Genomic DNA, 19,867 nt, shown 5'->3' on the forward strand with positions numbered 1-19,867 from the left:
CAATTATGGCAGACATTAAGAAAGCGCTCGAGGAATGCGGAGCGCTGCAGTTCGGAGATTTCACCCTCGCATCGGGGGCCAAGAGCAACTACTACATCGACATCAAGAAGGCCAGCACCAAGCCGGCCGTCCTGGCCCTGATCGCCGACGAGATGGCCGCCAGGATGAAGGAGCTGGGCATCGAGCCGGACGAGGTCGCAGGCGTCGTCCTGGGATCGATACCCCTGGCCACTGCGCTCTCCCTCAAGACCGGCATCAACCTGCTGATGGTCCGCAAGGAGAGGAAGGACCACGGGACCGGGAAGCTCGTCGAGGGCGACCTGAAGGAAGGCGATCGCGTCCTCGTCATCGAGGATGTCATCACCACCGCCGCTCGTCCATGAAGGCCATCGCCGCCCTCCGCTCGGAGGGGGTGAAGGTCGACAAGGTCTTCTCCGTCATCGACCGCGAGGGCGGCGGCAGGGAGAACCTCGCCAGCATCGGAGTCACCCTTTACTCCCTCGTGAAGGGCTCCGAGCTCCTCAGGGACGCCGAGAGATGATAATCCCTCCCGGGAAGGACTGCCAGAGGTGCGACCTCTGCAGGCACCGCACGAAGATCGTCGTGCCGTGCGGGGACCCGGCATCCCCCGTGGCGTTCGTCGGGGAAGGCCCCGGCGAGAACGAGGACCTGCAGGGCGTCCCCTTCGTCGGCCGTGCCGGCAAGATCCTCGACGGGATACTGGAGGAGATGGGGCTTCCCAGGGAGAAGGTCTTCATCACCAACACGGTCAAATGCAGGCCTCCGGAGAACCGCGAGCCTACGCCCGAGGAGATGCAGGCCTGCCGCCCGTACCTGGTGAGCGAGCTTCAGGGGAGGAAGGCCATCGTCGGCCTGGGGAAATCCTCGATAAGGGACCTGCTCGGGTACGAGGGGTCCATGAAGGACATCGTCAACACGCGCCAGTACATCGACGTCGGCGGGGAGAAGATACTGTTCATCCCCACCTACCACCCGATGGCATGCATCTACCAGCCGGCGGCCCGCGAACAGCTCAGGCTCACCATAGCCATGGTCAGGGAGGAGTTCTTCTGATCGCCTTCGCCCTCGATATGGACGGCACCCTCTACCACGGGGAGCGCCCCATACCGGGAGCGGCGGAGTTCGTATCGGAACTGAGGGCCAGAGGCATCCCGTTCCGTTTCCTCACCAACAATTCCTCGCATCCGCGCGCGTCTACCGCGACCGCCTGGTCCGCATAGGGTTCAGGGCCGAGACCGAGGAGGTCCTCACCAGCACGCTCGCGACCGTGCGCTACATGAAGCGCGCTCACAATGGGGAGAATGCGTTCGTCATCGCCACTCCCGAGGTGAAAGAGGAGATAAGGGAAGCGGGGATCCAGACGGACTTCCACGGAACTCCTGACAACGTTCTTTTGACATTCGATACGACCATCGATTATCAGAAGATCAACAGAGGGTACCATTATATCCTCGAGGGTGCCGGCCTCATCGCCACCCATCCGGACGATGTCTGCCCGACGGAGAGCTCGTACGATGTGGATATCGGGCCGTTCATCAGCTCTTCGAATCGCTTACCGGGAAGAAGGCCGAGGTGGTCGGGAAGCCCAACCGGCTGATGCTGGAGATGGCCGCCGACGAGATGGGGGTGTCCCCCTCGGACGTGGTCATGGTCGGCGACCGCCTCTCCACGGATATCCGCATGGGAGCGGATGCGGGCACCAGGACGGTGCTGGTCCTTTCGGGGGAGACCGATGCCGATATGATGGCGCGTTCTCCCGTGAAGCCCACTTTCGCGGTCGGTTCCGTGGCCGATATAGCATCCGAGCTCCTGGACACCGGCAGGCTGAGGCGATCTCCATGAAACTGCTAGACATCAAATGGATCAATTGGCTCATAATCATCGGGATAGTAGCTTCCCTCGTGGTAGCTTTCTGCGGGATCAACGGCGGTTCCCCGAACCCGATCGGCCGCGAGATGAGGTACATAGTGTCGGGGTCCATGGAAGGGAACCCCCAGGACCAGTACGATATCCCCGAGATCCCCGTGTATTCCGTGGTCGTGATAAACACCGGCGAGGACTCCCTCGATGATTTCGAGGTCGGCGACATCGTGGCGTTCGAATATCTCGGGTCCACCGTGGTGCACCGCGTGATAAGCATCCAGTACGACGATTCAGGGAACGCTGTGTCGCTGACGGCCCACGGAGATTCCCGTCCGTCGGGTGACACGCAGACCGTCACCTCGGGGATGATCGACGGCAAGGTCGTAGGGGTCTCGGAGACGCTGGGCGCGATAACCCATTTCGCCAAATCCTCGTCGGTCCTCATCCTGGTGCTTATCCTGGTCCTCATTGTCGCAGCGTACTCCCTGCGCGATATCCTGGCCATCCTCAGGGAAGGCAAGTGAGCCTTCCCGGGCCCGGCGGCGCTGTCCCCGCATGACCCAGAGGGGACTTGTATCCGGCCAATCGCACCCTTTTTTAAATACAGAAAGAACGTACGGTGGGACGAGGTTGGAGCGCCTGCGCCGCTGACGGACGGACGCCCTGCCGCATCAGGGATGCACTGCGGCTATGCCGTACGTTCCGAAAGGATGGTTCGGGATGTATCTAAAACAGATAGAACTGGAGAACTTCAAGTCGTTCGGCGGTAAGGTGACCGTTCCGCTGATGGATGGCTACATGGCGGTCACGGGCCCGAACGGGTCCGGAAAGTCGAACATCGGGGATGCGATCCTCTTCGTCCTGGGCCCCAGGTCTCCCAAGGCGGTCCGCGCGGGCAGGATCACGGACCTCATATTCAACGGAGGGTCCAGCAGGTCCAGGGCCAGCTACATGAAGGTGTCGCTGGTCTTCGACAACAAGGACCGCATCATGCCCTGGGACGACGATACCGTCACCCTGACGAGGTACGTCAAGCTGAACGACAACGGCGTCGATTACTCGTCCTATTTCTTCATCAACGACCAGAAATCCACGCTGACCGAGTTCGACCGCCTGCTCACGAAGGCGAGGATCAGCGCGGACGGCTACAACATCGTCCAGCAGGGCGATGTCACCAGCATCGTCGAGATAGGGGCCGTCGAGCGCAGGAAGATCCTCGACGGGATATCCGGCATAGCCAGTTTCGATGCCGACCTCCAGGCCGCCGGCGCCGAGAGGGTCGAGGTCAACTCGAATCTCGAGAGGGTGGAGTTCATCCGCTCAGAGAAGGAGAAGACGGTCAGGCAGCTGGAGAAGGACCGCGCCGAGGCCATGAAGTACAAGGAGGTCAAGGACAGGCTCGACACCGCCACGGCCCAGCTGACCGTGAGGCAGAGGGACAACCAGAAGGCGACCTACGAGAGCATCGTGTCCTCCCTGGACGGGACCGAGAAGGAGCTCGAGGAGCTCTCCCGGAAGAAGGCCGAGGCGATCGAGCAGCGCGACAGCAACGAGAAGGCCGTCAGCGAGAAGGACGCCGAGATCGAGGCCAGGCTCGGCTCGGAGTATACCAAGGTCAAGCAGGACGTGGAGGAGGCCAAGATCAAGGTCGCTTCCGAGAAGAGCAGGGCGGATGCCGCGTCCGAGGACATCGAGAAGCAGAAAGCGTTCCGCGAGGGGTTCGTGCAGGACAACGAGGAGAACCGCAGCCAGCGCCAGACGCTCACCGACAACCTGTCGGACCTGGAGATAAAGAAGAAGGACGCCGACACCGAGCTCTCGACCGCCCTCGCCGAGGAGAAGTCCATCCGCGAGGAGACCGCCAGCCACGGGGGCGAGATGACCGATCTCCAGAAGAAGCTGGAGGCCGTCGAGAAGCAGATCGACGCCGCCGCCCGCAGCGAGCAGGAGGCGAGCTCCAGGCAGGCGGCCGTCGGGTCCGTCCTGGAGAACGCTAAGAACGCCAAGGACCAGGCAGAGCAGGCGGTGGAGTCGGCCAGGTTCGAGGTCAAGGATGCCGACTGGAACCTCCAGGAGATCAAGAGGCAGGCCGGCCCGCAGAACGAGGCCGAGGAGCTCGGGAACAAGATCCTCGCCCTGAAGAAGCAGGAGAGCGAGCTCGAGAAGCAGGAAGATGAGCTCAGGTCGATCGCGGACAAGAAGACCGCCGAGTACAACCGCCTGTCGACGGAGAAGAGGGTCACCGAATCGCTCAACAGCGGCAGCGAGGCTCTCTCCCGCATCCTCACCCTGAAGGAGAGCGGCGAGATCAAGGGGATCCGCGGGACCGTGGCCCAGCTGGCCACCGTCGATCCCGGCTACGAGACCGCCGCGGCCGTCGCCGCCGGCGGCAAGATGACGCGGTCGTCGTCGACAATAGACGTCGGCGCCGAATGCATCAACTACCTCAAGAGGAACGGGCTCGGGAGGCTGACCTTCCTGCCCATGGACGAGATGATGCCCGGGAAGCCCCGCGCGAAGGCCATCATGGTCCTCAAGAGGACGGACGGCTACATCTCCGGGTTCGTGGAGTACAAGCCGGAGTACGAGAACGTCTTCTGGTACGTCTTCGGCGACACCCTCGTGGTCGGCGATCTCGACAAGGCCAAGGACGTCATGGGCGGGGTCAGGGTCGTCACCCGCGCCGGCGAGCTGATCGAGGCGTCCGGAGCCATGACCGGAGGGAACCTCGACAAGCGCAGGATCGGCAAGTTCGGGCCCTCCGGGCAGTCCGCGCTGGAAGCGGCCGCCGCCGAGATGAAGAAGGCCCAGGACCAGTTGGACGAGATCCGCTCCGACCTGAGGGCGCTCCGCGACAAGATAAGGGAGACCGACTCCCAGATGACCCAGGCGGGCTCCCGCGGCATAGGGATGAAAGGGAAGATCGCGGCGGCCGACGCCACCCTGCTCAGGCGAAGAAGGGATTGGCCGCCGCCGAGGCGGACCTCGCTAAGAAGGCCCAGGCCGTCTCGGACGCGGAGGCCCAGCTGTCCTCGGCGGATGCCGCCCTGGAGGAAGCGAGGGCAGGGCTGCAGTCCCTGAGGGACTCCCAGGCGAAGATGCGCGAGCGCCTCAGCGTCATAGCGCCCGCAGGCCTGCAGGAGAGGATCCAGAAGGCCGGCGACAGGGTGTTCGCGGCCAGGAACGCCGTGTCCGACCTTGAGTCCCAGATCAACTCCGTGAAGGCCGAGGCCGCAGGGCTGGACAGGCAGAAGGAGGCCACGGACGAGCAGATATCCCATGTCGACGGCATCATCGCCCAGGACGAGGAGGCGGTGCGCGTGCATACTGCCAACTCCGAGAAGCTCAAGGTCGACCTGGAGGCCGTCAAATCGATCATGGAGAAGATGGAGTCCGCCATCGAGGGGCTGAAGGCCGAGCGCGATGCGCTCATCGAGAAGGGCTACTCCCTCAGGAACAGGGCCGAGGCCGCCCAGAAGGACATCGAGGTCAAGGAAGGGTTCCTGACCAGCCAGAGGGCCCAGGCCGAGATATGCAGGAAGGAGCTGGAGCAGCTTGAGGAGGCCGTGCGCGCCATAACGGTGGAGGTCGCCGAGCCGGTCCCCTCGGAGGCCGCGCTCAAGGCCGAGATCAAGCAGTGCAACGAGGCCATATCCGCTCTAGGCAACGTCAACCTCCGCGCCATCGAGGATTACGATGCCGCCGTGGCGGAATACGGGCAGCTGGTGGAGCAGACCAAGGTGCTCACCGGGAGGATAACCGAGCTCGACAGGCTCGCTGAGGAGCTGTCGCAGAAGAAGAAAGGGCTCTTCATGGAGGCGTACGACGCCGTGGACGCCAACTTCAAGGAGATCTACGCCAAGCTCTCCGGCGGAGGCGAGGCCTACATGGCCCTGGACGACCCGGAGGACCCCTTCGCGGGAGGCCTGCAGATAAACGCCAAGCCGAGGAACGGGAAGATGACCCGCCTGGCGGCCCTGTCCGGAGGGGAGAAGTCGCTCACTGCGCTGTCGTTCATCTTCGCCATCCAGGAGTATCAGCCCTCGCCGTTCTACGTGCTCGACGAGGTCGACATGTTCCTGGATTCGGTCAACGCGGAGACGGTGGCCGCCAGGGTGAAGGAGTCCTCCGCCACGGCGCAGTTCATACAGGTCTCCCTGAGGCAGGTCGCCCTGCGGCATGCGGACCACCTCATAGGGGTCACGAGGCCGCCCAACGGCATCAGCAGGATCATCATGCAGCCCGATATCGCGGAAGTATCAAAATATGAGGAAGAAGCATTAAGGAATATGAAGAAGGAGGAGGAAGGCTCCTCCGGAACTCAATGAGGGATGAGAAATGGATGGGAAGGATGGGAACGCGGCCACCGAGCAGATCGAGCAGCATCTGCTCTACTACAAGGCGATGGCCGACAGCGATGCCGACATAGAGAGGTTCGACGGGTATCTGAGGACCCTCAGGGAGACCGGGGACAACGCCAAGCTCGACGACCCGGTGGACGAATCGATAAGGGCGGTGTTCAGCGCGGTGCTGGACAACGGGTTCGACCCCTGGGCCATCGACCTGGACGAGTTCGTCAGGGTGTACAGCGCCAAGGTCGCCGGCGGAAGGTTCGACATGGTGGTCGCCGGGAGCCTCCTGCTGATGGCATGGAAGGTCCTTAACGCACAGTCCGACAGGCTCCGCCTGATCGCCGAGCCCCCCGAGCCCGAGGTCCTGGAGGAGGATTTCGCCTTCGAGGACGAGGACCCGATGGTGGTGCCCGACATAGTCCTGAGGGCCTCGTACGCCAGGGACGTGCCCCGCAGTCACCATGAAGGACATCCTCGATGCCTTCGAGGGGGCCAGGGAAGAGGCCGAGATCGCCCGCGCCAGGGAGATCAGCAGGGAGAAGCTGAAGAACAGGGAGCCCCTGAAGTTCGACAACAAGGCGCACCGCGAGGACGACGAGAGGACCGTCGAGAAGGTCTACGAGAGGATCAAGAGCATGGGCGCAGGGCCGATGCCGATCACCGAGTTCTACAGCGGGGACGTCGAGCAGAACATCACCGTCTTCGTCTCCGTGCTGCACCTGGTGAGGAACGGCCTGCTGGATGTTTCCCAGACCGAGCTCCCCTACGGGGAGATCACCGTCCAGATAAAGGCCCCCGAGGCCAGGGTGCCCGTGGCAGAGGCCGCGGTGAACTGATATGGACGAGAGGACCATCGTGGAGGCCGCCCTATTCGCGGCCACCGAGTCTCTCAGGGTGGACGACATCGTCGCCAGGACCGGCCTCAGCGAGCCGGACGTCCGCTACGCCCTCAAGGACCTCAAGATGGAGTACGATATGCGCAATTCCGCGATCGTCATCTCCGAGGCGGCCGGGAACTACCGCATGGTGCTCAGACAGGAATATCAAAATATATTGACGATTTCGCCAGGCCGGCCATCCCCGGCGGCGTCATGCGCACGCTGGTGACCATCGCCTACAACCAGCCCGTCCTCCAGTCGAAGCTGGTCAAGGTGCGCGGGCCCCGCGCCTATGAGGACGTGAAGGTCCTCAGGAGCATGGGCCTGGTATCCGCCAGCAGCAACGGCCAGACCAAGGAGCTCAGCACCACGGCCAAGTTCGCCGAGCAGTTCGGCATCGGCACCAACTCGAAGGCGGCCATCCGCAAGTGGATCGAGGAGAACTCCTCCAAGAGCAGCTCCGCAGGGGATGCGGAGGAAGAGGACACGGCCCCCGAGGACAAGAACGACGCGTCCTGACCCCGTCTTGCTCCGGATCCGCACATCTATAGAGGCTATAGCGGGATATATCGCGCGCACGAAGTTATATAATCGCGCGGCAATCCGAAGGAGGCAATGTATGGGACCGGCGATCCTATCGCCAGGTCCCCGCAGGACGTCCTCCGATGAGTTTTCTAGACAGGGTGAACAAGGCCTCGGAAAAGGAGAGCACGCGCAGAGCGTGGTTCTCGCTGGCGCTCGCCGTCTTCATCATAATCATCCTGATACCGTCCGTATACGTCGTAACCAAGATCCTCACCCAATGGGACAGCGTCTCCGACGTCTGGAACGACACGTCGGAGATGGGCCAGATCTGGGAGGCCGTCGGCAACTCCTTCGGGCTCGCGTTCGCCGTCACCATATTCGACATCATCGTCGGGCTCCCGATGGCCTGGATCATGGTGAGGAAGGAGTTCCGGGGCAAAGGGCTCCTGGATTCCCTCCTGGACATGCCGCTGGCCTTCCCCACTGCTGTCCTGGGCCTCAGCGTCCTCATGTTCTGGGGATGCCCCGACGGCGTGGACATCCCCGGGCTGGGGCTCCATCTCTCCCCCTTCTGCGCCCTGTTCCTCCTGCACGTGATCTTCACATACCCTTACATCGTCCGCTCCCTCTCCGGGATCCTGGAGCAGATCGATACCAGTTACGAGACGGCCGCCATGACCCTGGGCGCCAGCCGCTGGACCGCCGTGCGCACCATAACCCTGCCCCTTTTCCGCGCCGGGCTCGTCACCGGGTTCATCCTCTGCTTCGCGCGTTCCCTCTCCGAGACCGGCGGCACCTACATCACCCTCATGATCCTGGGACATCAGACCGACTTCTTCACCGGCCCGACGTACATCATGACCCACAAGCACGGGAACGAGGCCACCCCGGAGATGATCCTCATCAGCGTGATCATGATCCTCATCGCGCTGGCCCTCCTGGTGGCCGCGAGGTACATAATCACGAGGGTCGGGATCCCGGGGGAGAAGGTCTTCCCGGAGCTGGGGAGGAAGCTCAGCCACGGCGCGGTCCCCAAGATCAAGGACGGCCTGGCCGTGCTGGTGCTGTTCGTGATGGTCCTCATACCGTCGTTCTACATCTTCATGTACCTGACGGAGCCCGGCGACATAGACGGGGGCAGGCTGGCCGGGTCGATAGCCAATTCCTTCCTGATAGCCGGGGCGGCGGTGGCCTTCGACGTGGTCTTCGGGATACCGTTGGCCATGTACATAGCCAGGCACAGGGGGGAGAAGCTGGCCGGGACCCTGGACAACCTGATGAACGTCCCGCTCATAGTCCCGACCACCGCCCTGGGAGTATCGCTTTACCTGTTCTGGACTGACATCGGGGACGGGGTGCCGGAGATGCTCCTGGTCATCCTGGGGCATATATCGTTCACCTATCCGCTGGTCGTGAGGAACATCGCCGGCGCCGTGGAGGAGGTCGACCCCTCCTACGAGGAGACGGCCATGACCCTGGGTGCCAAGCCCTTCCAGACCTTCAGCAGGGTCCTCCTGCCGATGATAAAGAACTCCGTCATAGCCGGGGCCATAATGGCGTTCACCCGTTCCCTCGGGGAGACCGGCGCCACCTACGCCATCGCGCCGGACGTGGATTCCGTGCCGATCTACATCGTCAACCTGGTCCAGAAGGGAGTGGAGACCGGCGACCCGTCATGCTATGCCGATGCGGCCATAGCGTCCATCGTGCTGATCGCGATATGCTTCCTGCTGATGCTGGCTGTCAGGCGCCTCAGCCGCCGCGAGGAGGCGCGCCATGACTGAGATCGTGCTCGATCACATCCGCAAATCGTTCGGCGACGTCTCCGCATCGGACGACCTCTGCCTCACGGTGAGGGACGGGGAGTACCTGTGCCTCCTCGGCCCGACCGGCGCGGGGAAGACCACCGCGCTCAGGATGATCTGCGGCCTCGCCAAGCCCGATTCCGGGCGCGTGCTCTTCGACGGGAAGGACATGTCCGAGGTACCGATCAGCGAACGCAAGGCGACGATGCTGTCCCAGACATATGCCCTGTTCCCGAACATGAACGTCTACGACAACGTGACCTTCTCCCCGAGGATCCGCGGATGGCCCGATGAGGACACCCGGAAGCTCGCCACGTCCATGATCGATATGGTGCACATGAGCAAGAAGGCGGGGAACATGCCGGGCGAGCTCTCGGGAGGGCAGCAGCAGAGGGCGGCCCTGGCACGTGCGCTCGCCTCGGATTCGAAGGTGCTCCTCCTCGACGAGCCACTCCGCGCTCTGGACGCCAGGCTCAGGATCGAGCTCAGGAAGGAGCTGAAATCGATGGTCAAGGACATGGGGCTGACCGCGGTCCATGTCACCCACGACCAGGACGAGGCGATGGAGGTGGCCGACCGCATCGCCATCATACGCAAGGGGAGGATTCTGCAGGTGGGGACGCCGATGGACATCTTCCAGAACCCGGCATCGCCGTTCGTCGCCAATTTCCTGGGCAGGTCGAACGTGTTCAGCGGCAGGCTGCTCCGCTCCGGCCCGGAGGGCTCGGAGGTCGAACTGATGCCCGGGACGGTCATCCGCGCGAGGAGCACGGACCTGGAGCCCGGGTCGCAGGCGGTCGTGGCGGTCAAGGTCGGGACCACGGTCCCGGAGGTCGTCGGGGCCAAGGCCGACGTCCAGGACAAGCACCTGCCTGATTTCCTGCCCGACGGCTACCTCAGGGGGAAGGTTGCCAGGGTGCTTTACGAAGGGGCGACTATCACGGTGGAGACGGAAGTGGAGGGCCTAGGCATCGTCTCGAGCCAAAGGTCCAGCAGGAGGTACGAGATGTACTCGCCGGGGATGGAGGTCACAATCACATGGCAGCCTGAGAAGGCCTCGGTGTTCCCGATGCCCGAGGGAGGCCTGGAGGAGGAGATGCGCCTTGACTGACGAGAAGGTTCAGGCAGCGCCGGCCCCGGAACAGGAGGCCCCGGTCCCAAAGATCCGCCTGGAGCACGTCTCCATGAGGTTCGGCAGCTTCTACGCCGTGCGCGACATCTGCCTGGACGTAGCCGAGGGGGAGTACGTCACGATCCTGGGTCCCAGCGGATGCGGGAAGACCTCCCTGATCAAGGTCATATCCGGGATATGGAGGCCCACCGAGGGGAGGGTGCTCATCGACGGCCGCGACGTCACGGACGTCCCCTTGGAGGACAGGGACGTCGGCTACGTGTTCCAGAACATCGCGCTCTTCCCCAACATGACCAACAGGAAGAACGCCGAGTACGGGCCCAGGGTGCGCGGCGAGGACCCGGAAAAGAGAAAGGAGACGGCGGAGAAGTACCTGAAGCTGGTCGGCATGCTCGACCGCGCCGGCATGTTCCCGCAGGAGCTGTCCGGAGGTGAGAAGCAGAAGGTCGCGATAGCCCGCGCCCTCTCGTCCGGATCGAAGATAATCATGCTTGACGAGCCCCTCTCCGCCCTCGACGCCAGGGTCAGGATGGAGCTCAGGTACGAGATCCGCAGGATCGTCAAGGAACTGGGCATCACCATCCTCCATGTCACCCACGACCAGGAGGAGGCCATGTCGGTCTCCGACCGCATCGTGCTTATGAAGAGGGGCACGGTGCATGAGACGGGCAGCCCCCTGGAGATCTACAGGAACCCCAAGACGGTATTCGCCGCCTATTTCATCGGCGAGATAAACCTGCTCACGGGGGTCATCGAGAGCCGCACCATGAAAGGCTGGACGAAGGTCCGCCTGAGGGGCGGGAAAACTGTCAAAGCAGGACCCAGCAGCCTGCAGGAGGGCGAGGCCGCGGTTGTCGCGGTCCGCCCGGAGAACGTCTACACCACGGATGACGGGATCCGCGCCAAGGTGCAGGGGTCGGTGTTCATGGGGACCTACTGGAGGGTCAGGGTCAGGACCGAGACCGACGACAACGTCGAGTACAACCTGTCCGACAACCTGGACCCGCCGGCGGACGGGAGCATCGTGCGCGTCAGCTTCAACAAGGAGATGACCCAGGTGTTCCAGGTCCCGGAAGAGGGATTATCGGAGGCGATCAGCCTTGAGTGAAAGCAACAAAGCTCTATTGGATTGGTTCGGGAAGAGGAAGGAGAGCTCGGTCACGGAGGATGCCCGCGGCCATGCTCTCTCGATATGCGACTGCGCTTCGGACCTGAGGAACGTGCTCGACTGCATGGCCCGCGGGGACAGAAGGGGCAAGGAAAGGGATAGAGAGACTGATCCTCGCCGAGGATGAGTCCGTCCGCGTGAGCGAGCGCCTCTGCGTCCGCATCAGCCGCGGGGAGATCGATCCCCGCGCCAGGATGGACCTGATAAGGTACGTGAGGAAGACCCAGACGATTGCGGGGCTCACCAAGGAAGGCGCCATCCGCGTGCAGCTGGCCCTGGAAACGGCCGCCGCGGTGCCGCAGGAGGTCTGGAAGGAGATCTCCGCCACAGTGTCCGAGCTCGCCGAGGAGGTGAGGTTCATCGCGGCCGCCATCGAAGCGGTCGACTCCGACCCCAAGGAGGCCAACCGCCAGGCCGAGGCCGTCAGCGACCAGGAAAGAGTGATAGACGGGATGTATTATTCATCCCTGAAGCACATATACCTGTCAGAGATGGACACGAGGGCGCTGCTCATCGTTTCCGGGCTCATCGAGTGCATCGAAGATGCTGCCGATGCCGGCAAGGACTGCGTCGACATCATACAGATTATGCTGGCTGCGAAAGGGATCTGAAATGGGGAAGATGTTCGGGACCAACGGGATACGCGGTATCGTCAACGAGGACATGAACGCGGCGCTTGCGCTGCAGATAGGCAAGGCCGTCGGCAAAGAGTTCCCGGGAAGGGTGGCCGTCGGCACCGATACCCGTCTCTCCGCCGACATGCTCACCGCGGCGGTCGCCTCCGGCCTGATGTCGGTCGGATGCGACGTGGACCTCCTCGGCATGCTCCCGACCCCGGCCATCCAATACTATGTGAAGAGCCATCAGGACATCAGCGCGGCGGTCATTGTCACCGCATCCCACAATCCCCCGGAGTTCAACGGGCTCAAGGTCATAGCCGGCGACGGGACCGAGGCATCGAAGGATGCCGAGAACGCCATAGAGGACCTCTACGGCACGGAGATCGAGACCGTCCCCTGGGACGCCGTGGGCAAGACCAGGGAGGTGCCCGGAGCGGCCGAGGAGTACGTGGACGCCATCCTGTCCAGGGCCGACGTCAAGGCGATCCAGGATGCCAAGCTGACCGTCGTCATCGACTGCGCCAACGGGGCGTCCTGCTTCACATCCCCCCTGCTCCTCAGGAAACTTGGCGTCAGGGCGGTCATGCTCAATGCCTCTCCCGACGGGACCTTCCCCGGGCATCCCTCTGAGCCCACCGCGGACAACCTGAAGGACCTCTGCAGGATGGTCCCGGAGGTCAAGGCGGACCTTGGCATAGCCCATGACGGCGATGCGGACAGGTGCGTCTTCGTGGACGGGAGCGGGAACTACGTTCCCGGGGACAAGACCCTGGCCGTGCTGTCCAAATCAATGTGCCAGAGGAAGGAAGGCTCGGTCGTCGTGACCCCTGTGGCCACTTCCTCCGTCATCGAGGATGCCGTCGCTTCCGTCGGCGGCCGGGTCATCAGGACCGCCGTCGGATCGCCTGTCGTCGCCCGCAAGATGATGGAGGTCGGAGGGGTCATGGGCGGGGAGGAGAACGGAGGGCTGATCTTCCCGGACAACCAGTACTGCAGGGACGGCGCCATGGCCATAGTCCGCATGCTCGAGTGCATAATCAGGAACGGGCCGCTCAGCGGGCAGGTCGCTTCCCTGCCCACCTATTACACCGTCAAGGACAAGATCTCCTGCCCCAACCAGATGAAGAAGAAGCTCCTGAAGCACATGGCCGAGTACTCCCAGGACGAGCGCATCGACAAGACCGATGGAATCAAAGTGCTCTTCAGGGACGGCTGGGTCCTCATGAGCCGTCCGGCACGGAGCCTATCTTCAGGATCTACGCCGAATCCAGGGACGAGGCCAAGGCCGCCGCCTATGCGGACAGGTACATGAAGGAAGCGGAGAAGTTCCTGTCGGAATCCGCGCCTGCCGGCCAGTCCCGCAGGAAGTGAAAAAGGTCCCAGGCTCAGCGTTTCAGGGATTTTCCGAGGACAGCGAGGCCTTCGTTGATGAGCCTCGCGCCGAGGATCGAGGTGATCCCGGACGGATCTGCAGGGGGGCAGATCTCCATGACGTCCATCCCGGCGAGCCTGTCGCCGATGATGTTTATGACCTTCCGCACGTCGTTGGGGGTGAGGCCGAACGGTTCCGGGGTGCCGGTCCCGGGAGCGTAGGCCGGGTCTATGCCGTCTATGTCTATCGAGAGGTAGACCTTGTCCGCCTTGAAGCCGTCCAGTGCTTTCTTGACGGCCCATTCGATGCCGTGGTCGAAGACGTCGAAGGAGGTGATGTAAGGGACGACATCGTCCCTTTCGAGCTCCTCCCTCCCGATCGACCTGACGCCGACCGCGCAGCAGTTCTCGATGCCCAGGTGCTCGGAGGCCCTCCGGGTCACGCAGGCGTGGCTGTTCGGAGTGCCCATGTACTCGTCCCTGGAATCAAGGTGAGCGTCTATGGTCATCAGGGCGATGCTGTTCTTCTCGAACGACTGTATGACCGGCACAGTGGCGGAATGTTCTCCGCCGATGACTATCGGGAACTTTCCGTCCCTGATGACGGGCCCGGCAGCGAACTTTACCTCCTCGAACATGTCCTCGGGGAGGATGAAGTCGTCGCAGTTCCCGTAGTCGTTCACCTTCGGCTTCTCGTCGTTAAGGTGATAGAAAATCGTCTCCTCGAAATTGTAGGAGGCGCGCCTTACGGCAGTGGGGGCCTCGCGGGCCCCTGCTTTGAAAGATGCGGTATGATCGTAGGGCACACCTATGATGACTGCATCGGCCTCGTTGTACTCGGCGTCCGAATCGGCATAAGTGAGCCCGTACGGCATGCCGGCCCCTCACATCAGCTTCATCCTGTCCATCGCTACGATGTACAGGATCTCAGCACCGTCCGTGAGGACCGACTCATGGTCGGGGGTTGATGGGCATGCTGAAGGTCTCGAAGGTCTCGAGATCCATGATCTGGACTTCGTTGTTGGCCTCATCGATGGAGATGACCTGTCCCTTTCTCTTGTCGATGACAGGGACCTGCACCTTCGCGGAAACAGGCGCGTTGATGGACCTCTTCTGGCCGGTGAAGATATCGGTCGCCTCGATGCTTGCTTTGGCGGATCCGTGCTTTCCGGGCTTGGAGGTGGTGATGCTGATAATCTTGCAGGGGCAGTCATCGATGTTAACGTACCTTCCGATCTTGAGCTCACGGAGCTCTTTCATTTCCCACTCGGCCATAATCAAACCTTCTTATGATTCATGTTTGCCTGATGCTCACTGTATTCTCTTGTTCTTCTCGCGCATGTATTGCGGTTCTGGAACGATATCGATATGGAACACGGCAATCGGGTCGTGGTAAGGCCTGAAAATATATAATGCGAACGGATGCGCGCGGGCTGTCCAGACGTCAGCCGATCAGTGCCTGAGGGACCAGACGGCATCGGCGAGCTCGCCTATCTGCCGGGGGCTGAGGCGCTCGATCCTCTCATCCGCGAAGGGGATGCCCTCCGAAGACGGGATCATGCCGGCGGCCTTCAGCGAGGTGCCGATCTTCTTCCTCCTGTGCTCGAAGCAGACATCGACGACCCTGAAGAACGTCTTCTCGTCCCTGATCTCGAAATCCGCCTTCCTGGGTCTTATCGAGACTATGCAGGAGTCCACTTTGGGGCGGGGGTTGAAGCGGCTGCTGGGGACGTTCTCAAGCATCCTGCATTCGGCGCGGTAGGCGAGGTTCACGGTGAGACGGGAATAATCTACGGACCCCGTCTCGGCCACCATGCGCTCCGCGAACTCCTTCTGCACCATCACCACGGCGATCCTGAAGTCATATTCCAGGAGCTTGAAGATGATGGGGGTGGAGACGCTGTACGGGAGGTTGCTGACGAAAACATCGAACTCCGGGAAAGGCACTTTGACGGCATCTCCGCGGATGAGGGTTATCCTGTCCCCGTAGGTCTTCTCAATATAATCTGCGAGGGTATCATCCAGTTCGATGCATGTGAGGCTGTCCGTCGCCTCTGCGAGGCGCTGGGTCAGTATGCCGAGGCCCGGGCCGACCTCCAGGACCCTGTCGTGGGGCCCGATGCAGGCATAGCCTACATGCCTGTCGGCAATCCTCCCGTCGGTCAGGAAGTTCTGACCGCGGGACCTGCTCGGCCTTACACCGGTCTCCCTGATGAGGCGCCCAGTATCGGTCATTTCTGCGAGTTCTGCACGAAAAGATAGCGGCGCCTCTCAGGGTCCTCGATCTCGAGCACGATCCTGGCGGCGACAGGCTTCTCAGGCTTGAAGGACTGGATCTTCTGGTACTCGGCGAGCCTGGAGGAGAGGTCCTCGTATCCCTTGAAGCCGCCCCTGGGGCTCTCGCGCTCGGCAAGGATGGCGTTCATGGTCTTCTTGCCGAGACCGGGAAGCTCCTCGAGGAGGTGCTTCTTGAGCGAAATGGGTCCGGCCTCGTTGTAGAAGCGGATGAACCTGGCCTCGTTGTTCTTCACGATGTCCGCGACAGCGTACTCTATCTCGGAAGCAGCCATGTTGGGCAGCTCGCTGAAGGAGATCCTCCTCTTCACATGGTCGATGGAATCTCTCTTCGAGCTTCTTTGCCGATGTACACACGGTCGCCGATGTTGATGGCCGCATTGTCCTTCGGGACGAGTTCGAAAAGCTTGAAATCGGTGTCGCCGAGAGCGAAGGCCACGCGCTGCTCGCGCCTGTCCCTGCCTCCGGTTATCGTTCCGATATCCAATATATACGCGTAATCTTCCATTGAAGCACCCCCTGAGAAGCTCAGTAGTAGGGTTCGACGGTCTTCAGGACCTGGTCGATCATTTCCGCGTCGAGAGGGCGGGGGAGGCGCTCTTTCGAGCACAGCGCCCTGACATCGGACGGGTACTTCGGGAGGATGTCGACGATCTTCATGGCAAGGGCTTCGTTGCCCTTGATGAAGTCGAGCTCCAGGAGCTTGCCGAAGAGCTCGTCGGCCTGATCCTTGGAGATGTGGCAGAGCTCGGCCTGGGCGAGGGCGTTCTTCTGCATGGGGAGGAGTTCCCTCTTCTCATTCTCAGCAGTGAGCATGTCCCTTACTTCAGCAAGCGAAACGATCTTTCCGTCCATCCACATCACCTGTAATCAAAGGAGAAAATGTTTATGCGGGTCAGTCAGCAGATTTACTGAACGGCCCTGACGAGGTGCTCCGGCCTGGAGACGACGGTCTTGGTTTTGCCGCCGACATTCACGGAGACTTCGTACGCGGATCCCCTGGAGCCGATGACGACTCCGGTGAGCCCCTGGAACCTGGAGTGGGGCATGCCCTTGTGGATGGAGGGGTCGATGACGATGTTGACCTTCTCTCCGTTCTCGAAAGTCTGGAATCCCCTGGTGATGGGGGAGAGTCCCCTGGACCTGGGCTTCTTCTGGAGAAGCTGGCGGGTCTTGGACCTGAATCCTCTGGATCTCTGCATGTGATCTGCCTCTGATATTTTTCGGATCTGCGCCGATGGATTGACCTAATCCTATCTGAGCAACCCTAGATAGGACTGCGCTATCGGCTCCCTGTTTATTAACCTTTCTTCATTTATTCTTAATAAAAGGAAAGGCGGCGGGAGCAGGGCGCTCAATAATCTATATCGGTGACGTCCAGGAGGTCCACTGTCAGCTTCGCGCCGACCAGTTCCGACAGGTTGGGGTCGGTTCTCCCTCCGTCTCCGGAGACGAACTCCTTCACGTACGTTCCGGACTGCGTCTTCAGCAGCAGGTCGAAGCCCTCGTCGGTGAAGCTGTCGGCTTTCAGCCAGTATATCCTGCGGTTCCTCACCAGGTCGGCGCGGCGGTGCTCGACCCTGACCGGAGTGCGCTGTGCCAGGTCGACGTCTTTGAACGAGGAGACCACCTGCATGACCTTCTCCCTGTCGTAGGGGCCGTCGGAGACCACCTTGGCGCGGTAGGTCTTGTCGGGGTCCGACCCTTTGTACTCGGCCACCTCCGCCCTGGGGACGAAATGCAGGCCGTGGTATTGTGCCAGTATGCTTTCGTTGGCCCTTCTCTCCAGTTCGTCCAGGTCGATGTCCCTGCGCTTCGGCTGGGAGATCTCGAGGACGAACGGCCTCCCGGTCCCGAGCATGCGGGCATCGATGTCCTCCCTGCCCATTCCGTGGAAGAAGTCCTCTTTGCCGCCGGCCATCTCCAGGCTATGCGCCCGATCTCCTCCTGAACGGAGGTCTGGTACATCTTGCCGGAGCCGTGGCAGCGGGGGCAGCCCTTCCCGTGGCAGACGCGGCAGGGCCATCTCGTCTGGGGGATCTCGCGGCTGTACTTGTTGTAGCGCCCGGCGATGAACAGCGGGGCGCAGTCGAGGGTGACGTCTGCGAAACGGGTGTCGATGCAGGCGACGACCTCCGGCTCCTTGAACTCCACGCGGCGGTTGATCATCGGGAGCGCAACTTTGCCGATCTCCCTGTTGAGCTCGGTCTTGAGGGGCTCGGCGGTCTCGGAGAGGCCCAGTTTCTCCGTCAGCTCCCTCTCGCGCTTGACCTGCTCCGGGTCGACCCTGCAGCCGACCAGGAAGTTCTCGGACTGGACGGTGTTGACCTTCTCGGCCACTGCCTCGGCGAACCTGGGCACCATATCGAAGATGTCCTCGCACAGGGGGCAGATGTCCGCTTCGGCATAATGCTCGCCTTTCTCTTCCAGCGCGGCGCGGAGCATGCGGCCGCGCTCCTCATCGGTGAGCCTCTCGCCCAGCTTGGCGAACTGCCTCCCGATGCAGTGGTCGCAGAGGCCCATGCGGGCGAGCTCGCGCGCTTTATCGATGTTCTCCTCCACCCATTCCTCTGCCAAGCTTACCGCCTCAGATTTCGAAGCCCATCTCGGCTATGCGGAGCCTGGGGCGCTGCGATTCGAGATAGTGGTAGACGGTCGAGTGCTCGCTGCCGTGCAGGAGCATCTCGATCGCGGTCTTGGCGACCGGGAGCGATATGGAGTTTCCGATCAGCGATACGGTGTTGCCGTAGACGCTCATGTAGACGTCGGCCAGCTCCTCGATCAGCTCCCTGGTGCGTCCGTTGCGCCCGATGAGCCTGCCGCGGGCGCGCTCGACCTGGGACTGTCTGTCCCCGACGGCCTCCTTGATGTCGATGGTCTGAAGGAACATGTCGTCGTCATCGAGGATCTTCGCGGCCTTCTCCGGGTTGAATCCCCTGGCCACGGCGCGGATGACGTCGAGGATCTTCAGGGCGTTGATGGGCTCCACGCCCTCGGCCTCGTCGTGGATGATGACCTCTCCCTCGGTGTCCACGTCTATCTTTATGCCGGTCCTCTCCTCAAGCATCTTCTTCGATGCTCCTCCTTTCCCCACGAGCGCGCCGACGCGTTCCGCAGGTATCCTGATCTCCCTCATTCGTCTTCCTCCTCGTCCCCGCCGTCCTCCTCCGATCCGGCGGCATCCTCGCATTCCTTCTCGATCTCTTCGGCAGGCAGGACATCCGCCCCTCTGGAGGCGAAGAACCTGTTGATGTTGGCGATATCGCGGCGCAGGAGGTCCTTCGCGTTGAACCAGTCGGCGGTCATCGCCTGCCCGACATCGATGATCACCGGCTCGCCGTCCCTCATCAGTATGTTGTACTCGCTCAGGTCCCCGTGGACCAGGCCGGCGTCCGCCCATCCGCTCACTATGAATTCCACCACGTCCCCGTAGGTTCTGTCGGGGTCGTCGAGCTCGGCGTTCCTGAGCTGCGGGCAGGCGCCCGTCTCGTCGCCGATGTACTCCATGAGGAGGCAGTTCTGCTGGCATGTGATCGGTTCCGGTACGGGGAGCTCCGCTTCCCAGTACCTCTCGAGGTTCTTGAACTCCTTGGACGCCCATGCGTAGATGAACTTCCAGCGGTTCCCCGTGGTCCCCCTGAACCTGGGGTCGCCCTCGATGTACTTGGATACCTTCTTGAACGTGGATGTGGAGGTCCTGTAGATCTTCAGGGCGACCGGGGAGCCCTCGGCATCGGTGGAGTAGAAAACGTTCCCCTCCTTGCCGGTGGATATGGGGTAGTGGACTTTGTCCAGCAGCCCCTTCTTCATGAAGCCGTAGATCGTCATCAGGGTCTT

General features: G+C 62.1%; 24 protein-coding genes and 3 pseudogenes. 16 read left to right on the forward strand and 11 right to left on the reverse strand.

Features of this window, described 5'->3' with window-relative positions:
- Window positions 1-5: 5 nt before the first annotated feature.
- From pyrE to AUQ37_RS10860, 8 genes and pseudogenes are all read left to right on the forward strand, one after another.
- Complete coding sequence (pyrE, locus tag AUQ37_RS03810; protein WP_235584901.1) at window positions 6-383, forward strand: orotate phosphoribosyltransferase; 378 nt, start codon at window positions 6-8, stop codon at window positions 381-383.
- Window positions 380-541: a hypothetical protein gene (locus AUQ37_RS12185; protein WP_235584902.1), complete on the forward strand. Its 162-nt coding sequence runs from the start codon at window positions 380-382 to the stop codon at window positions 539-541. Before pyrE ends, AUQ37_RS12185 begins: the two co-directional genes overlap by 4 nt.
- On the forward strand, window positions 538-1,074 hold the full coding sequence (locus AUQ37_RS03815; protein WP_058747466.1) for a uracil-DNA glycosylase family protein: 537 nt from the start codon (window positions 538-540) through the stop codon (window positions 1,072-1,074). Before AUQ37_RS12185 ends, AUQ37_RS03815 begins: the two co-directional genes overlap by 4 nt.
- 17 nt (window positions 1,075-1,091) lie before the next feature.
- Window positions 1,092-1,618, forward strand: a pseudogene (locus tag AUQ37_RS12190) (HAD-IIA family hydrolase).
- Window positions 1,594-1,863: an HAD hydrolase-like protein gene (locus AUQ37_RS10850; RefSeq protein ID WP_058747468.1), complete on the forward strand. Its 270-nt coding sequence runs from the start codon at window positions 1,594-1,596 to the stop codon at window positions 1,861-1,863. The pseudogene AUQ37_RS12190 and the gene AUQ37_RS10850 overlap by 25 nt, the downstream one beginning before the upstream one ends.
- Window positions 1,860-2,408 (forward strand): S26 family signal peptidase, encoded by a 549-nt coding sequence (locus tag AUQ37_RS03830; protein WP_058747469.1) that lies wholly within the window; start codon window positions 1,860-1,862, stop codon window positions 2,406-2,408. Before AUQ37_RS10850 ends, AUQ37_RS03830 begins: the two co-directional genes overlap by 4 nt.
- A gap of 166 nt (window positions 2,409-2,574) precedes the next feature.
- The gene (locus AUQ37_RS10855; protein WP_201013722.1) at window positions 2,575-4,965 is read left to right on the forward strand and encodes an AAA family ATPase; all 2,391 of its coding nucleotides are present in this window, start codon (window positions 2,575-2,577) and stop codon (window positions 4,963-4,965) included.
- Window positions 4,848-6,212, forward strand: coding sequence for a hypothetical protein (locus tag AUQ37_RS10860; protein WP_201013723.1), 1,365 nt, complete (start codon window positions 4,848-4,850; stop codon window positions 6,210-6,212). Before AUQ37_RS10855 ends, AUQ37_RS10860 begins: the two co-directional genes overlap by 118 nt.
- 66 nt (window positions 6,213-6,278) lie before the next feature.
- On the opposite strand, the gene AUQ37_RS10865 is transcribed toward AUQ37_RS10860, so the two are convergent.
- Window positions 6,279-6,653 carry a hypothetical protein gene (locus tag AUQ37_RS10865; protein ID WP_201013724.1) on the reverse strand — a complete coding sequence of 125 codons (375 nt, stop codon included), beginning with the start codon at window positions 6,651-6,653 and terminating at the stop codon, window positions 6,279-6,281.
- A gap of 44 nt (window positions 6,654-6,697) precedes the next feature.
- On the opposite strand from AUQ37_RS10865, the gene AUQ37_RS10870 reads away from it, so the two are divergent.
- From AUQ37_RS10870 to glmM, 8 genes and pseudogenes are all read left to right on the forward strand, one after another.
- Window positions 6,698-7,072, forward strand: a complete 375-nt coding sequence (locus tag AUQ37_RS10870; protein ID WP_201013725.1) for a hypothetical protein — start codon at window positions 6,698-6,700, stop codon at window positions 7,070-7,072.
- Between the two features lies 1 nt (window position 7,073).
- A pseudogene (locus AUQ37_RS12195) lies at window positions 7,074-7,633 on the forward strand (SMC-Scp complex subunit ScpB).
- Between the two features lie 146 nt (window positions 7,634-7,779).
- The gene (locus tag AUQ37_RS03855) at window positions 7,780-9,423 is read left to right on the forward strand and encodes an iron ABC transporter permease (protein ID WP_058747472.1); all 1,644 of its coding nucleotides are present in this window, start codon (window positions 7,780-7,782) and stop codon (window positions 9,421-9,423) included.
- Window positions 9,416-10,555 carry an ABC transporter ATP-binding protein gene (locus AUQ37_RS03860; protein ID WP_058747473.1) on the forward strand — a complete coding sequence of 380 codons (1,140 nt, stop codon included), beginning with the start codon at window positions 9,416-9,418 and terminating at the stop codon, window positions 10,553-10,555. Before AUQ37_RS03855 ends, AUQ37_RS03860 begins: the two co-directional genes overlap by 8 nt.
- Complete coding sequence (locus AUQ37_RS03865; protein WP_235584903.1) at window positions 10,548-11,684, forward strand: ABC transporter ATP-binding protein; 1,137 nt, start codon at window positions 10,548-10,550, stop codon at window positions 11,682-11,684. The genes AUQ37_RS03860 and AUQ37_RS03865 overlap by 8 nt, the downstream gene beginning before the upstream one ends.
- On the forward strand, window positions 11,677-11,871 hold the full coding sequence (locus AUQ37_RS09900) for a hypothetical protein (RefSeq protein WP_157844270.1): 195 nt from the start codon (window positions 11,677-11,679) through the stop codon (window positions 11,869-11,871). The genes AUQ37_RS03865 and AUQ37_RS09900 overlap by 8 nt, the downstream gene beginning before the upstream one ends.
- A 10-nt stretch (window positions 11,872-11,881) precedes the next feature.
- Window positions 11,882-12,355, forward strand: coding sequence for a DUF47 family protein (locus AUQ37_RS03870; RefSeq protein ID WP_058747474.1), 474 nt, complete (start codon window positions 11,882-11,884; stop codon window positions 12,353-12,355).
- A 1-nt stretch (window position 12,356) separates the two neighbouring features.
- A complete protein-coding gene (glmM, locus tag AUQ37_RS03875; RefSeq protein ID WP_235584904.1) occupies window positions 12,357-13,676 on the forward strand; it encodes a phosphoglucosamine mutase in 1,320 nt (439 codons plus the stop codon).
- 73 nt (window positions 13,677-13,749) lie between these two features.
- Here the strand turns inward: glmM and speB are convergent, their stop codons facing one another.
- From speB to AUQ37_RS03930, 10 genes and pseudogenes are all read right to left on the reverse strand, one after another.
- Window positions 13,750-14,610: an agmatinase gene (speB, locus tag AUQ37_RS03880; protein ID WP_058747475.1), complete on the reverse strand. Its 861-nt coding sequence runs from the start codon at window positions 14,608-14,610 to the stop codon at window positions 13,750-13,752.
- A 76-nt stretch (window positions 14,611-14,686) separates the two neighbouring features.
- Window positions 14,687-15,010, reverse strand: coding sequence for a translation initiation factor IF-5A (locus AUQ37_RS03885; RefSeq protein ID WP_235584905.1), 324 nt, complete (start codon window positions 15,008-15,010; stop codon window positions 14,687-14,689).
- A 177-nt stretch (window positions 15,011-15,187) separates the two neighbouring features.
- Window positions 15,188-15,970: a 16S rRNA (adenine(1518)-N(6)/adenine(1519)-N(6))-dimethyltransferase RsmA gene (gene rsmA / locus AUQ37_RS03890; RefSeq protein ID WP_058747476.1), complete on the reverse strand. Its 783-nt coding sequence runs from the start codon at window positions 15,968-15,970 to the stop codon at window positions 15,188-15,190.
- Complete coding sequence (locus AUQ37_RS03895; RefSeq protein ID WP_058747477.1) at window positions 15,967-16,341, reverse strand: DUF655 domain-containing protein; 375 nt, start codon at window positions 16,339-16,341, stop codon at window positions 15,967-15,969. Before AUQ37_RS03895 ends, rsmA begins: the two co-directional genes overlap by 4 nt.
- On the reverse strand, window positions 16,338-16,538 hold the full coding sequence (locus tag AUQ37_RS12200) for a DUF655 domain-containing protein (RefSeq protein WP_058747478.1): 201 nt from the start codon (window positions 16,536-16,538) through the stop codon (window positions 16,338-16,340). Before AUQ37_RS12200 ends, AUQ37_RS03895 begins: the two co-directional genes overlap by 4 nt.
- 20 nt (window positions 16,539-16,558) lie before the next feature.
- Complete coding sequence (locus AUQ37_RS03905) at window positions 16,559-16,885, reverse strand: RNA polymerase (RefSeq protein WP_157844271.1); 327 nt, start codon at window positions 16,883-16,885, stop codon at window positions 16,559-16,561.
- Between the two features lie 53 nt (window positions 16,886-16,938).
- On the reverse strand, window positions 16,939-17,232 hold the full coding sequence (locus tag AUQ37_RS03910; RefSeq protein ID WP_058747480.1) for a 50S ribosomal protein L21e: 294 nt from the start codon (window positions 17,230-17,232) through the stop codon (window positions 16,939-16,941).
- A gap of 152 nt (window positions 17,233-17,384) precedes the next feature.
- A pseudogene (locus AUQ37_RS13530) lies at window positions 17,385-18,553 on the reverse strand (tRNA pseudouridine(54/55) synthase Pus10).
- Window positions 18,554-18,617: 64 nt separating this feature from the next.
- Window positions 18,618-19,166: a pre-rRNA-processing protein PNO1 gene (locus AUQ37_RS03925; protein WP_058747483.1), complete on the reverse strand. Its 549-nt coding sequence runs from the start codon at window positions 19,164-19,166 to the stop codon at window positions 18,618-18,620.
- Entirely contained in the window at window positions 19,163-19,858 is a 696-nt protein-coding gene (locus tag AUQ37_RS03930) for a serine protein kinase RIO (RefSeq protein WP_235584907.1), read from the reverse strand. The genes AUQ37_RS03925 and AUQ37_RS03930 overlap by 4 nt, the downstream gene beginning before the upstream one ends.
- Between the last annotated feature and the right edge of the window lie 9 nt (window positions 19,859-19,867).

The sequence above is a fragment of the Candidatus Methanomethylophilus sp. 1R26 genome (assembly GCF_001481295.1).
Lineage (GTDB): Archaea > Thermoplasmatota > Thermoplasmata > Methanomassiliicoccales > Methanomethylophilaceae > Methanomethylophilus.

Bases quoted from the DNA above. Each gene is read 5' to 3' on its own strand.
- pyrE (WP_235584901.1), top strand. From the start codon at position 6: ATGGCAGACATTAAGAAAGCGCTCGAGGAATGCGGAGCGCTGCAGTTC.
- AUQ37_RS12185 (WP_235584902.1), top strand. From the start codon at position 380: ATGAAGGCCATCGCCGCCCTCCGCTCGGAGGGGGTGAAGGTCGACAAG.
- AUQ37_RS03815 (WP_058747466.1), top strand. From the start codon at position 538: ATGATAATCCCTCCCGGGAAGGACTGCCAGAGGTGCGACCTCTGCAGG.
- AUQ37_RS03830 (WP_058747469.1), top strand. From the start codon at position 1,860: ATGAAACTGCTAGACATCAAATGGATCAATTGGCTCATAATCATCGGG.
- AUQ37_RS10855 (WP_201013722.1), top strand. From the start codon at position 2,575: ATGCCGTACGTTCCGAAAGGATGGTTCGGGATGTATCTAAAACAGATA.
- AUQ37_RS10865 (WP_201013724.1), bottom strand. From the start codon at position 6,653: ATGTCGGGCACCACCATCGGGTCCTCGTCCTCGAAGGCGAAATCCTCC.
- AUQ37_RS10870 (WP_201013725.1), top strand. From the start codon at position 6,698: ATGAAGGACATCCTCGATGCCTTCGAGGGGGCCAGGGAAGAGGCCGAG.
- AUQ37_RS03855 (WP_058747472.1), top strand. From the start codon at position 7,780: ATGAGTTTTCTAGACAGGGTGAACAAGGCCTCGGAAAAGGAGAGCACG.
- AUQ37_RS03860 (WP_058747473.1), top strand. From the start codon at position 9,416: ATGACTGAGATCGTGCTCGATCACATCCGCAAATCGTTCGGCGACGTC.
- glmM (WP_235584904.1), top strand. From the start codon at position 12,357: ATGGGGAAGATGTTCGGGACCAACGGGATACGCGGTATCGTCAACGAG.
- speB (WP_058747475.1), bottom strand. From the start codon at position 14,610: ATGCCGTACGGGCTCACTTATGCCGATTCGGACGCCGAGTACAACGAG.
- AUQ37_RS03885 (WP_235584905.1), bottom strand. From the start codon at position 15,010: ATGGCCGAGTGGGAAATGAAAGAGCTCCGTGAGCTCAAGATCGGAAGG.
- rsmA (WP_058747476.1), bottom strand. From the start codon at position 15,970: ATGACCGATACTGGGCGCCTCATCAGGGAGACCGGTGTAAGGCCGAGC.
- AUQ37_RS12200 (WP_058747478.1), bottom strand. From the start codon at position 16,538: ATGGAAGATTACGCGTATATATTGGATATCGGAACGATAACCGGAGGC.
- AUQ37_RS03905 (WP_157844271.1), bottom strand. From the start codon at position 16,885: ATGGACGGAAAGATCGTTTCGCTTGCTGAAGTAAGGGACATGCTCACT.
- AUQ37_RS03910 (WP_058747480.1), bottom strand. From the start codon at position 17,232: ATGCAGAGATCCAGAGGATTCAGGTCCAAGACCCGCCAGCTTCTCCAG.
- AUQ37_RS03925 (WP_058747483.1), bottom strand. From the start codon at position 19,166: ATGAGGGAGATCAGGATACCTGCGGAACGCGTCGGCGCGCTCGTGGGG.
- AUQ37_RS03930 (WP_235584907.1), bottom strand. From the start codon at position 19,858: ATGACGATCTACGGCTTCATGAAGAAGGGGCTGCTGGACAAAGTCCAC.